The organism is Paenibacillus sp. PvP094 (assembly GCF_040546835.1).
Taxonomy (GTDB): Bacteria; Bacillota; Bacilli; order Paenibacillales; family Paenibacillaceae; genus Paenibacillus; species Paenibacillus illinoisensis.
The window spans coordinates 4,759,000-4,772,707 of sequence record NZ_JBEPOM010000001.1 but is presented as its reverse complement, the minus strand read 5'-3'; the positions used below and the strand labels follow the sequence as shown (position 1 = coordinate 4,772,707).

11 protein-coding genes are annotated in these 13,708 nt (G+C 45.2%); 3 read left to right on the top strand and 8 right to left on the bottom strand.

Going from position 1 to position 13,708, the window contains the following annotated elements; genetic code table 11:
- Window positions 1-42 precede the first annotated feature (42 nt).
- Both ABIC22_RS21930 and ABIC22_RS21925 read right to left on the bottom strand, forming a co-directional pair.
- On the bottom strand, window positions 43-921 hold the full coding sequence (locus tag ABIC22_RS21930) for a carbohydrate ABC transporter permease (RefSeq protein ID WP_095286604.1): 879 nt from the start codon (window positions 919-921) through the stop codon (window positions 43-45).
- A gap of 18 nt (window positions 922-939) precedes the next feature.
- Entirely contained in the window at window positions 940-1,890 is a 951-nt protein-coding gene (locus ABIC22_RS21925; RefSeq protein WP_371859924.1) for an ABC transporter permease, read from the bottom strand.
- 145 nt (window positions 1,891-2,035) lie between these two features.
- Between ABIC22_RS21925 and ABIC22_RS21920 the strand changes: the two genes are divergently transcribed.
- Both ABIC22_RS21920 and ABIC22_RS21915 read left to right on the top strand, forming a co-directional pair.
- Window positions 2,036-3,745, top strand: coding sequence for a sensor histidine kinase (locus ABIC22_RS21920; protein ID WP_127536858.1), 1,710 nt, complete (start codon window positions 2,036-2,038; stop codon window positions 3,743-3,745).
- Between the two features lie 9 nt (window positions 3,746-3,754).
- Window positions 3,755-5,395 carry a response regulator gene (locus ABIC22_RS21915; protein ID WP_354483743.1) on the top strand — a complete coding sequence of 547 codons (1,641 nt, stop codon included), beginning with the start codon at window positions 3,755-3,757 and terminating at the stop codon, window positions 5,393-5,395.
- 118 nt (window positions 5,396-5,513) lie between these two features.
- On the opposite strand, the gene ABIC22_RS21910 is transcribed toward ABIC22_RS21915, so the two are convergent.
- The 6 genes from ABIC22_RS21910 to ABIC22_RS21885 form a co-directional block, all read right to left on the bottom strand.
- Complete coding sequence (locus ABIC22_RS21910) at window positions 5,514-7,151, bottom strand: extracellular solute-binding protein (RefSeq protein ID WP_483312599.1); 1,638 nt, start codon at window positions 7,149-7,151, stop codon at window positions 5,514-5,516.
- Between the two features lie 364 nt (window positions 7,152-7,515).
- Window positions 7,516-8,229: a beta-glucanase gene (gene bglS, locus ABIC22_RS21905; protein ID WP_354483741.1), complete on the bottom strand. Its 714-nt coding sequence runs from the start codon at window positions 8,227-8,229 to the stop codon at window positions 7,516-7,518.
- Window positions 8,230-8,475: 246 nt separating this feature from the next.
- The gene (locus tag ABIC22_RS21900) at window positions 8,476-9,315 is read right to left on the bottom strand and encodes a formylglycine-generating enzyme family protein (protein WP_127536854.1); all 840 of its coding nucleotides are present in this window, start codon (window positions 9,313-9,315) and stop codon (window positions 8,476-8,478) included.
- A 123-nt stretch (window positions 9,316-9,438) separates the two neighbouring features.
- A complete protein-coding gene (locus ABIC22_RS21895; RefSeq protein WP_095357522.1) occupies window positions 9,439-10,074 on the bottom strand; it encodes a glycoside hydrolase family 11 protein in 636 nt (211 codons plus the stop codon).
- Window positions 10,075-10,161: 87 nt separating this feature from the next.
- Window positions 10,162-10,929, bottom strand: a complete 768-nt coding sequence (locus ABIC22_RS21890) for an alpha/beta hydrolase (protein ID WP_354483739.1) — start codon at window positions 10,927-10,929, stop codon at window positions 10,162-10,164.
- Window positions 10,930-10,989: 60 nt separating this feature from the next.
- On the bottom strand, window positions 10,990-12,282 hold the full coding sequence (locus tag ABIC22_RS21885; RefSeq protein WP_354483737.1) for an SGNH/GDSL hydrolase family protein: 1,293 nt from the start codon (window positions 12,280-12,282) through the stop codon (window positions 10,990-10,992).
- Between the two features lie 283 nt (window positions 12,283-12,565).
- On the opposite strand from ABIC22_RS21885, the gene ABIC22_RS21880 reads away from it, so the two are divergent.
- Window positions 12,566-13,708 (top strand): family 8 glycosyl hydrolase, encoded by a 1,143-nt coding sequence (locus ABIC22_RS21880; RefSeq protein ID WP_354483735.1) that lies wholly within the window; start codon window positions 12,566-12,568, stop codon window positions 13,706-13,708.

The window sequence follows — 13,708 nt, the reverse complement described above, 5'->3', positions numbered from 1 at the left end:
TCATATTCCTCCCTAGAATGTGTGGTCACTTTCAGGGCAGTACTACTCTTTTACTGCCCCAATGACGATACCTTTAACGAAAAAGCGTTGTAAGAATGGATATATGACCAAAATCGGCAATGCCCCGATGAAAATCTGTGCTGCGCGAACCGTACGCTGGGAAACATTCTCCAGCATGGATGGGTCCACGTTGATTTTACTGAGGTCTTGCTGCACGATAATGGTTTGTAGCAAGGAAGCCAGTGGGTAATTTTTGACATCTGACATATAGATCATGCCATCGAACCAAGAGTTCCACTGACCTACCATGGTAAACAAGGACAATGTTGCAATCGCAGGCATGGATAGCGGTACATATACCAGTGCCAGCGTTTTAATGTGACCTGCTCCATCCAGATAAGCTGCTTCCTCCAGCTCTTTAGGCAGACCACGGAAGAAGTTCATCATCAGGATAACATTCCACACGGACAATGCACCTGGCAGCACCAGTGCCCAGATCGTATCCATCAGTCCTAGTTTCTGGACCAAGATATAACTTGGAATCAAACCTCCGCTAAACAAAATCGTAAATACAAAGAACCAGGTGTAGATCGAACGGCCTTTGAAATTAATATCTTCCTTCGACAGTGGAAATGCTGTCAGAAGCATAATCACCATACCGATCACCGTAGCAATGACGGTTCGTTTAACCGAAACCAGCAAGGAATTAATGAAATTTGAATTGCCGAACGTTTTGACATATGCATCTGTCGTAAAGCCAATCGGCCAGAAGCCGACAAGATTGGCTGAGGCCGGTGCCATGCTGCTGAACGAAACAGCTAAAATATGAATGATAGGCAGAATGCAAAGCAGTGATAGTACGCCCAGAAAAATATAATTCGCAACGCTGAATATTCGATAGCCTTTTGTTTTGTAATACAAGCCCTTTTCTCCTCTCTACTAGAACACGCGGTAATTCGCCAATTTGTAAGCCATGCGATATGAGATAACGATCAGAATGGTTGCCACGACCGATTTGAACAATCCTACAGCCGTTGCGAAGCTCATTTTGCCATTCAAGATACCAAGACGATATACGAAGGTATCGATAATATCACCTTTGTCATAAACTAGCGGATTGTACAGATTGAACACCTGATCGAACCCTGCATTCAAAATGTTTCCGATGGAGAGTGTCATGAGTACAATCGTGATCGGCATCAGGGCTGGAATTGTAATGTGCAGTGTTTGTTTGAACCGGTTTGCACCGTCCACTTCCGCAGCTTCGTACAGTGCCGGGTTAATACCGGACAGAGAAGCCAAAAATACAATCGTGCCAAAGCCAAATTCTTTCCACACATCACTAACAATCAGTGTTATCCGAAACCAAGTTCCATCCCCCAGGAAAAAGATCGGATCTCCGCCTAGTGCAACGACCAGTTTGTTCACCATACCGCCCTGCGGCGAAAGAATATCAAGCAATATTCCGCCCAGGATAACCCATGACAGAAAGTGCGGCAGATACACCAGTGTTTGACTGACCCTTTTAAAAGCAGATAAACGAACTTCGTTCAACAAAATCGCAAACAGGAATGGAGCAATTAAACCTGCGATTATTTTGAAAAATGCAATCACCAGTGTATTCCAGATGACCTGCCCTACGTCCGGGTATAAGAATAAATACTTGAAATTATCCCAACCTACCCATTTGGATTCGGTAAATCCGAGGTATGGTTTAAAATCCTGGAAAGCAATCACAATCCCGCCCATTGGTATGTACTGAAAAACAATTGCCAGCAAAACCGCTGGTACGAGCATCAAATGCAAGGACCAATTTCGTTGCATGTTCCAGCGCTGTCTCGCCTTGATGGCACGCCCCTTGCGAGGCGTTTCTAACGTATGTTCCTTCACCCCTACATCCCCCATGTTCTAAAATTTGTATTTTACAAGTGCATATGAACTTGTATATTAAAATTATAGCAACGGTTATAAGCAATCTATATCCTAATATTGCAACAACGATAACAATATTTTAATGAGTTTAGGAGGCCCCGCATTGTTCGCTCGTCTGAATGTCTTTACCAAAATTACACTGTTGTTTGTAGCATTGCTTGTCCTGGTTTTGTTTCTGTACACCTATTCAAACCGGGAAAGTGTACGGGTGATCGAACACGAAATTCAGAACAATACCATGAATCATTTGTCCACTTTTGCCGACTCTGTAGAATCCAACATTTACCAATTATCTCTCTATGGGATGTCCATTGGGCAAGATTCGAGCATACAGGAATATCAGCGCCCGGATTACAAAGATGTGCCATATGAACGGGTCAAAGTTGGAAGTGCCATTCTTGAAAAAATGAATCTGTATAATGCAGCCAGCAAATGGCATTCCACCATCACCCTTTATTTTCCAAGGTTGCAAAAAGTCATTTCCACGGATTATTATGCTTATATCCCGTATGAAGAGGATGAATTTTCCAAGCCACTTTCGAAATCATGGGCATATAAGCATAATCAATTTGAGTGGTACACGACCGATCCAACGACAGCGATCGACACTCCTGGGAAGTCGAGACTGATTACCAAGATCAGCTTTCCAGTGTATCATCTGACCAGCATGCTGGATCAGAACAAATTGAATAACAAAGGTGACCCTTTTATGTTCCATCCCGAGTTTGGCTTAATAAGCAACACTAGTGGAAATGGCACATTGACTGCGATTCAGTCCAAGCTGAAAGAGATGACTTTGCAGGGGAAAGGCGGATTCACCACGACGCTTGACCGTACAGAATACTATGTCTCTTACATACATTCAGACAGTCTGGGATGGTACTACGTAGACTACGTGCCTATGCAGCAAATTCTAGGGCCGATCACGAATAGTCGTAATCTCTTCTACGCTTCCATAGCCGTTTTGATTGCTATGAGTGTTGTGGTGTTGTATGTGCTTTATCGAAGTGTGCAGCTTCCATTGCTTCAGCTCGTAAAGGGAACGAACCGTTTGTCGACTGGAGATTTCTCTGTTCGATTACATCATTCTTCACGTAATGAATTCAGTTTATTGTTTGCACGATTTAACATCATGGCACAGCGAATTCAGGAGTTGATTGAGAACGTGTACGAAGAACAACTCCGAAGACGTGAGGCCACACTAAAGCAGTTACAATCACAGATTAATCCGCATTTCCTATACAATTGCCTCTTCTACATCAAAAATATGGCGAGGATGAAAAATGAGAAAGCCGTTGTGGCAATGGCGCTTAATTTAGGTGAGTATTATCGGTACATCACAAGATCCGAGAATGATCAGGCCTCCATCAAAGAAGAGTTGAACATGGTAAAAAATTACCTGGAAATCCAGGCACTCCGGCTGGAACGCATGCATTTTACCATCGATGTACCGGACGATATGCTTCATAAAACGTTACCCCGTTTAAGCTTACAACCTATCGTTGAGAACGCTATCATTCATGGCATTGAACCCCGTACTGAAGACGGTCATATCAACATAACAGGTTATCATACGGATGAATTGTGTACGATAACCGTCGAGGACAGCGGGCTGGGTATGACGGAGAATCAGATGCAAGAATTGGTTGATAATCTTAACAAACCGCTCGATGGCAATATGGGATGCGGAACTTGGAATGTTCATCAGCGTTTGTCTTTTTTGTATGGTGAAGACGCGGGTCTAAGCTATGAACATACGCCTGGCGGAGGCGTTAAGGTAAGCATTACATGGCACAACAATATCAATGAGTAGGTGAAGTACATGTTACAAATTTTGTTAGTTGATGATGAACGTTCCGTTGTAGAAACGCTGGCGGAAACCATTCCGTGGGAAAGCTGCGGGATCGGCACTGTACACGAAGCCTTGTCAGGTGCCGTAGCGCTGGAAATTATGGAGAATCATGATATTGATATTGTAATCACTGATATTCGCATGCCGGAGATGTCTGGTATTGAGTTAATCACGGCAATTCACGAGAAATGGTCGCATGTGCAGACCATTTTACTCTCGGGCTTTGCTGACTTCGAATACGCCAAACAAGCGATGGCTCAAGAAAGCTTTGATTATTTGCTGAAGCCTGTAAGTGATGAGGATCTAATCGAAACCGTACAGCGGCTTGTTGACCGGATCAAACAAAAATGGGAAGCGGCGGCCTCCTATCAACGTGCCTTACATGCATTCCAGGATAACTTACCTTTATTGCAATCTACGATGCTCCATGAATTGCTGACAGGCAAAACCTATTCTCCCTCAACGCTCGCAGACAAGCTCGAATTACTAAATCTGCCCTATTCGGTTGGTGAGGAGCTGGGCATGCTTGTTATTCGAATGGAAGAGCATCTATCCGAGATGGCTGACCATGATCTTTCGCTGATGCAGTATGCCATTAGCAACATTATCAGCGAGGTGACGCAGCAGCATTTTCATATTTGGCATACGCGGGATGTCCATGATTATCTGGTTGTGCTGGTTAGTGTCAAAAAAGGCGGCACACCAAGTGTGAGCAAAGAGGAAAAACCTCAAGTGCTGCTGGAACATTACGCTGCCCAAATTCAGACCAACGTTCAGTTATATTTAAAAGGGGCTATTTCAATCGCAGTCTCTCACTGGGGCAAATTCCCTAATGAGATTGGTGAGATTTATGAGAGTGCTGTCAGATCCATGCGGAAGCGTATGGGACATGCGCAGGGTTTGTTCATCACTGCTTCAGACGATAAGGATGTACACCCCCTTCCTGCCATCCGTTCTCTGTACAAGCCTCCAACCCTAATCAGTCTTCTGGAAGCTGGCCGCTTTGACGATGTGGAACAGAAGATTGAGGTCATTTTCGAGGAATTGCTCGAATCCGCGCAGCATCATGATATCGCGGAAACGACGATTGAGGTGTATCATGCCTTGGCAGGGGCTTTTGCTTATATCATCCACAAAAACGGAAAACAGATCTCTTCTGTCCTGCCTGCCGAAACGTACAAATACTTCCAGGCACCAAGCTATGCTACTGCCCAGCAGTTGAAAGACTGGTCGATCCGCACACTTTATTCCATCAGTGAAGACGCGGAACAGGAGCTGAAGGACAATCACAGTACCATCGTTCGCAGTGTCAAAAGCTTTGTGGACCTGCATCTGGCTTCCGATGTTTCCTTACCGGCTATTGCCGAACATGTCCACCTGCACCCTGTGTATCTTTCCAAAGTGTATAAGACGGAGACTGGAGAAGCGCTGACAGCTTATGTCTATCGTTTGCGGATGGAAAAAGCAGCTTACTATTTGAGATCCTCAAGTGCCAAGGTATTCGAAATTGCGGAGCTTGTCGGCTACAACAACACGGCGTATTTTATTCGGGTATTTAAAAAATTTTACGATCTGACACCGCAGGAATATAGAGAGAATCTGCCGGTTTGAAGCAAAAAGGCCTTGCTGGAATGATTTCCAGCAAGGCCTTTTCTTTGTACTTTCCCACCTGCTTTAGCAGCTTGGTTAGAACGAAATAACGGATAAGATTTCGTTGCTTAGCTCGTACTTACTTTCCGCTCGTAACGGATTGGTACCACTCATTAACTTCCTTCGTATTTTGATCTCCACCGGAAGACTTCCACTTCTCTACAAACGTATCAAAAGCATCAATCGGAGCTTTACCATAGATGATTTGCGAGAACAGGTCCTTCTCCATTTTGGTTAAGATGTCGTTGTTCATTTGCATTGACATCGTTGGTGCACCTGTGAACATCTGTTTTAAAGCGATATCTTTTTGATCCTGAACAATCTTGGCCGCTTCCACCATGGGTACCGGTACACCAGACTTAAGTTTTTTCTCGAAAGGTGTTGTTGCTTCTTCACCGTTAGCAAACTTCGCAAGCGTAGCCATGTTCAGACTTGGGATACGTGCACCATCAAACGTTAATGTGTATTTCTCAGGTGCATAACCGCCTGTCACACTAGCATCCGTTGTTACTTTGCCGTCTTTCATTGCCCAGTCATATCCTTCAGCGAAGCCATTTTCGAATTCATCACCTGCTTTTGGATTAGCATAGTGATCAAACAGATAGTTTTGATAAGTGAAAAAGACTTCTGGGTTTTTCATATCTTTGTTAATCAGAATTACACCGTTGTCGTTCGCGGTACCTCGTCTGCCTGCCTTTCCATCAGGTCCGGATGGAATCGGGTAAGCTTTGTACTCCGCTTCCGGATTATTTTTCTTCACATCTTCAAGCGGCCATGACGGCATCCAGTGAGGACCTACAACAATCCCGGCTTTACCTGCTGTAAACTCTTCTGCTGCTTTGGTTTCATCATATACCCCAGCTTCTTCTGGAATATACCCTTTTTTCATCCAGTCAGCCAGTGTTGCCAAAGCTTGTTTAGCTCCTGGATTTACAGAACCGTACTCCAGTTTGCCTTCTGCGTTCAGATTCCACTGATTTGGCATCGTGCCGTAGGCTCCGAAGACCCAACCAGCATCAGACATCCATGTGCTGAGCCAGTTTTTGAATCCGATGGTCAGACCGTAGGTGTCTTTTTTACCATTGCCATCCGGGTCTTTATTCGTAAACGTTTCCATAATCACTTCAAGATCAGCCAGCGTTTCAGGTGCTTTCAAATTAAACTTCTTCATCCAATCCTCGCGAATCCACATCACCGGATCACTATTGTAGGAGTAATCCAGAATCGGAATACCAATCCGTTTACCATCCTGCATGTACGGATACCATACGGAAGGATCTTCATTCACGGCAGCTTTCCAGGTATCACTTGCATATTGATCAAACAATTCACCAGCATCAACGAACTTGCCTGTTTCAATCAACTCACGTGCCAGATTGAAATCGCCGCGATACGAAATAATGTCCGGCATTTCTGCATTGGAAGCCAGCGACAAGCGCAGCTTCGTTTCAAACGCATTGTTGGTGGACGGTGATACCCACTGATTTTTTAATTCAATGCCGAGCTTGTCTTTTGCCCATTTGGTGTGCACGTTATTGTCCTGATCTTCACCAGATTTGAATTTGATTTCGGGTCCCCAGGGACGTAAATAAGTAAGTGTTACGGGCGGATCATACTTCCCATCCTTCAATTCCAGTGCAGTACTCGGTGTGCTCGGTGCAGCCTCTTTGCTTGCTCCACTGTTACATCCGCTAAGAACTGCTGTAAGCGCCAACATTCCTGCCAAAGCCAAACCGCCAATCTTTCTTTTCTTGATTGTTTTCAACTTGTGAGTCCCCCTGTATGTAGTGATGTTGTCTACAGAGTCCATCATAATGAATGAACCATATGAATGCCCATACTAATATTGCAACATTTATTGTATTAATTTAGGATATTAAAAAGTGAATACGGATGTTGTATTAGTACAACGTCTTACTCTTGTCTCTCGTTCATTTCCACCCTTTTCCCTCATCATCTTACGTTTCGATTGTTCTGTAAAGGTTGAAAATGATCATAAAAAAACAGAGGATTGCGGAAGTAATCCGCTCCTCTGTTTCTTGCAGTTTATTGCACTAGTTGGACCCGTTCGTGAGTTTCTGTTAATTACTCGTATATTTCACCCAATCATATTCTGCGTATAGCGGATTAGCTCCATTATATGCCCCTAACCAGCTGTCAACGCCGGTTCCGTTCCACAAGTTCATCATAATCTTCCCAGGTGTGCTGGGAATGTTAGTGGTGGCCGTATGTTTCAGGACACCATCCACATACCATTTGATATAACCGGGTTGCCAATCAAACGCATACGTGTGGAATCCCTGGGACGCATCGAAGCCCAGATTTACGATCTTCTCATGATTTCCAACGCCGTTTGTATAATAATTGAATTGTACTTTCGTTGTGTCTTTGCCAAGGAACTCGATATCAATCTCATCCCATTGTGTGCCATCAGAAGGACCGGTATAGGTGAAAAAAGAGGATACAATTCCTGTATTTTTAGCAGGCTTCATACTTACTTCATAGAGACCATAGCCGTAAGTATTCGTTGACCGATATTCTCCACAATCAAACTTGTTGTTTGAAGGACTTGTCAGACTCAAGCGCAGCTTGCCATCACTCGTAAAATTAGCATTATTCGCCCGCCACGTGCAGTTGAACATGGAACCGTTGGAATACCCATCTGCCTTCTGCCAGGTACTTGCATTGTGATACGTCAGCGGTTCCCAAAACACCCACCCAGCAAAAGCGCTTACCGAAATAAATAATGAAACCACTCCAGATACCATTAATGTGAACCAAGTCTTCCTCTTCATCAATACACCTCCATTTCTTATTCCAACCGTGTAAACGAATTTTTGAAACTCCCTTCGATCCTAGATTCAACAGCCAGTGCTTGATTTAATTATTTCATAAAAGCGCTTACATTGGTTGGTATTTCCATTTTATATGGTTCATAATCGGTGAACTATAGCAAAGTTTAAAGAAAACATATTCATTTTTTAAGATCATGTTCTCTGTCGTCTTCTATAAAAAAGGCCCTTCTGTTAGGAAGGGACCTCTTATATTCCACGTACGACTCGAAACCCCTGATCGGGGCCAAATCCATTGGCATCAAATTTACCCGGAAAGGAAATCTCATTGTTGTTAACACCGCCAATCCAGCCGCCCCCCTTGACCACACGCCAGGTATTCTCCGGGCTCTCGGGATGGCTGTACCAGTCCCAGCACCACTCTCTCACATTCCCTGACATATCATGGATACCCAGTTCATTGGCCTTCATGGTACCCACTTTTTGGGTTTGATTTCGGTTGCTCTCAATCGCAGGCCAGCTCCAGTCGCCAGTCAATATCTTGTCCCCTGCATTGATCCAGTACCAGGCTACTTCATCAGGATTGCTGCTTCCACTATAGACGTAGTTCATGCTTTTTTGGCCTCCGCTTGCAGCATACTCCCACTCTGCTTCAGTCGGCAAGCGGTAACCGTCTGCGCCTTCATTTACAGTAATCGTCCATTTGAGATTGTCGTTTTCGTTTTTGTTGCTTGGATCGGTCGTATTCTTGTCGATATTATAGTAGGGTTTCAGGTTTTCCTTGATGCTGCGCTGATTGCAGTATTCCACGGCATCGTACCAGCTCACCATTTCAACGGGCAGGTCATCTCCCTTGAAACCGGATGGATTCTCTCCCATGATCTCCATCCATTCCTTCTGCGTAACTTCGTATTTCCCAATGTAAAAATCAGAAACGGTTACGTCCTTACCGCTAAACGTCGACTTGGTGCTCTTAAAGGTTCCACCCTCCACGTAAACAAAATGATCCCCTACATCAGCATTCGTTGATGTACAAGCGCTTAGGCAAGCCACAGCTGTAATGAACAGAAATAGCATCCACTTTTTCATTTTATGTCTCCTTCTGGTTCCTGGATTGAAAGCAAGACAGGCCTTGGACCTGTCTTGCTAGATCTCCTGTTCAGAAATTACGATTGAACCATTCCCTGGGAATGATGACCAGAAGCTAGGACGTTACCAAACGGTCACGTTGGAGCTTCCGCTGCTTTGATATCCTTCAGTTGCCATCACCTGATAAGACCAGCTGTTGCCCAGATACATGCCTTTGCTTGCCCATGCATTCACGTGATTGCTGAACGTAATCGTAGAGTTCACACCAATGGGACGCTTGGTTTGTCTCACACTCCAATATTGAGGGAAGGTCTGCGTGCCATCAATGGAAGGTGCATTGTATCTCATGGTGGTATAGATGTCATATGTGCCGCCATCACTGTTTACTGTGCCTTTGTATGTTCCGGTTGGACGGTATGTTCCCCAGTTGTCCACCACGTAGTATTCAATAAGTGCATTCCGTGTCCACCCGTAAAACGTCAAATATCCGTTGCCGGATGGAGAGAATACACCCGCATTGTAATTCACTACACGATTAGGTGTACCGTACGTCCACCCTTTACCGACAACAAAGTTCCCCGTGTTCTGCCAGTTTACACTGTAGTTTCCTCCCGAACCGTTCACGGCATTAACAGTACCCCCTCCATCTGTCCAGTTCTGCCAATAATCTGTTGCTGCGCTGGATGTAGCGGCAAATACTCCGAAGCTCATGGAAGCGGCAAGGACAACAGTTAACAATTTTTTTCCGAATTTAAACATGGTAAAAACCTCCTGATATTTGGATTAGGTTTTGAATAATTCGGTACTTTTTTCGGGTAGACACTGGAGTTGGAGTTGAGTTGGTATTTATTTAAAAAGACGTTTGGAAAACAGATACAAATCATTTTTCCACACTGGCCAGTCATGACCTCCGCTCTCTTCATACCAGATGTGCGGTAGGCCCTGCTGTTCCAAATATTGATGTACGTCAACGCTAATTTGGATAAGATTATCCTGATCGCCACAGGAGATCCAAAGGAGCGACAAAAGCGAGATTGCTTCCTGCGGATTAGGAAGGAGCAGCTCTGGCGCTTTGGTGTTTGGAGCCGGAGAGAAGGCACCGACCCAAGCGAAATGGTTGAGATTGCCCAGCCCGATGTTCAAGGACTGTCCTCCGCCCATGGATAAGCCGGCGATTGCCCTATTATCCCTGGTTGTACTTGCGGAATAATTGGATTCAATATAAGGAATAAGATCATGAATCAAGTCGGATTCAAATCGCTCAAAGGCTTTTATTTTCTCCGGGTCAAATAGATCTCCCTCGGCTCGATCGTTGGGCATGGCGCGACCGTTGGGCAAAACAACAATCATGGGCTCCAGCAGGTTATCGTTGTACAGATTGTCCAAGATGATCTGCGGGCTACCGTGCTGCTGCCATTCCATCTCATCTCCACCGATCCCGTGAAGCAAGTAAAGAACAGGGTATGTGTTTTCGGAAGAAAATCCTGGAGGTGTGTACACCAACGCTTTCCGTGTATTCCCTACCGTAGTGGAATCATACTCTATCGTCTCTATTGCTCCGCGAGGTATATCATTGCGGTATTGGTCAAATCCAGCCGGTGCTGAAGATATCATGTACAGTACTCCCTTCATAGGTGCATTTAGCTATTGGATTAATCTCCGGCCTTTGTTTTGTTAACTGACATAGCCAAAACCAAGAATCGTGAAGCGTTTATCCTCATGTCCTTCTGCCATTTCAATCTCGATCGTATGCTCTCTGGCATGCTTATCTTGAATCAGGAGCATGGCATGACAGCGTGTCCAATTTACTTCACGCGGATTGGCTTGTTTCGTGAGAACACCATCCACTTTGATAAGGGCTGTTCCGAACTCGTCGCTTCCGGAGTCTTTGAAGATTAATAGAAGACATCTGCAACGCATTTGCAGCTTGAACTTTTGCGTTTCGGCCCTCTCACCGCGGGTATACATCCAATTGTGCGGGAAGAGCGGCGTAGCATAATCGTGATCATCCATCTCGGCCATCTGCAGGTCGGTATCCGTCTGCGCGAAGCACCCCGGGTTGATTTTGGCAAGTTGATTGCCGTTTTTCCGATCCAGCAGTTTCACGTGGACGAAATCATCCCCAATCAGAGGCGGCCTTCTCAGATCATGATCTTCCTGGTCCAGTTCGGCATGATTCACTGCATCAAACAGGTGACCCAGTGCATCGGCCATGATCTGGTGTCCCAGGTTGGTCGGATGATATATATCATGAAAATATTGCTCTTTGGTTACGACGTTACCTTCGTGCTTGGTCTTGTGGAATTGCTCGACAAGAGCATCCTTCATGCTCACCATGGGCAGATTGTAATACCAGCCCACCGGAGCTAGGCGATCCTGTAGATTCCAGTCGTTCTCAAAGACACTGAACAAAAGGATGACTGCAGGCTTGTTATCTGCAGCAAGCGCTTTCAATATTAAACTTTCGTAACAGTTCCCCCGGGTTTCATCGTCCGCATCATTAACTGCAAACTCAATAACGATGATATCCGGTTGAATTTGGCCATCTCCAAGCACATCACGATCATAGCGTATCATTCCCAGTTCAGAAGGCGTTCCGCCTACTCCGGCTTTAACCAGCTGAATGGAACGGCTGTCTGATGGAGCAAACATCGCCTTGAACCGCTCATACGATCGATAGGCGTAACTACGGAGATGAATAGGAATTGCGCCAGCGCCGTGGGTGATCGAACCACCGATATAAGCCATAACAACAGGTTCACCCTGCCCAGCCTTCTGAATCGCCCGTTTTAATCTGGCATTGTGACCTTTGTTCAAAAGAGATTGGCTAATCATGTTGTGATATTCAGGGGAGCTGTAATCGAACGCTGTCTCGTTATTCGTCTCCTTCACTCCAACGGGATCACGCGGTGCAGTCATCCCTTGGTGTATATCTGCTTCTGGTGTATCTCCTGCATCGCGAACCATGTTTACCACCATCCTTTCTTCGATCATAAAGTTCATAGTCATTTGAAGGAATCCAAACCGGTAGAACTTTATGCTTGAATGGGTCCTTCTTCACGAGTGTAACACTTACATAATTTAACAGATACCCGATAAAGTATAGGACTTGCAGCAATCATATCATTTCAATTTGGCCATGATAATCCGAAGAAGGAAAGAACTAAGATTTCCAATGTAAACGCTTTAATTTATACACATTTACCGTGATATAATGGGTTTAACGTTTGCATTAAAAGGAGGAAAACCCATGAATATCACCGGTCAAGGCGCCTATGATACAAATACATATAACAATCTCTTTCACAAGTTTGGTTATGAGGAACAGGAAATAAACGCACGGCTGGAGGCGTCATGGAACGAGCTGTTTTATGGAGAAGAGAATACGCGAATCTATTACCCGATGGGTGAGGACAAAGGCTATTTACTCGACACCGGTAATAACGATGTTCGCTCCGAAGGCATGTCTTATGGCATGATGATGGCTGTGCAGATGGACAAAAAAGAAGAATTCGATCGGCTCTGGAATTATTCCCATACATTCATGCAGCATGCTGAAGGTCGATACAAGGATTATTTTGCCTGGCACTGCAAACCTGATGGAACCCGCTTATCTCAAGGTCCTGCACCTGATGGTGAGGAGTTTTTCGCGATGGCTCTGTTCTTTGCTTCTAACCGCTGGGGTGATGGGGATGCGCCTTTTAACTATAAGGAACAAGCCAGAAGAATCCTCCGCGCATGCATTCATCAAGGTGAAAATGGCGAGGGAGATCCCATGTGGGACCCGGAAACCAAGCTGATCAAATTCGTACCGGAATCACCATTCAGTGATCCATCCTACCATCTCCCCCATTTCTATGAGTTGTTTGCATTATACGCGGATGAAGACGATCAAGCCTTCTGGAGAGAAGCAGCGGCGGCAAGTCGAGCTTATCTGCATACCGCCTGTCATCCTATAACCGGGCTTTCGCCTGAATATGCGAACTATGACGGATCACCCGCTCCTGTTCAGCCGCATGGAGATTTTAGACACTTTTACAGCGATGCTTACCGGGTTGCCGCGAATATTGCTCTGGACTGGGAATGGTTCCGCAAGGATCCCTGGCAGGTGGAACAATCGAATCGAATTCAGTCCTTCTTCAGCAGCATTGATGTCGCAGAATATCGCAGATATACCATTGAGGGTGAACCGTTCGATGAACCTTCCTTGCATCCGATCGGTCTGCTCGCTACCAACGCCATGGCCTCACTGGCTGCAGATGGTCCACATGTGGAACATTTCGTTAGCCTCTTTTGGAACACCCCCCTGCGCCAGGGTGAGCGCCGCTATTATGATAACTGTCTGTATTTTTTCAGCTTGCTGGCTTTAAGCGGCAGATATCGGATATATTAA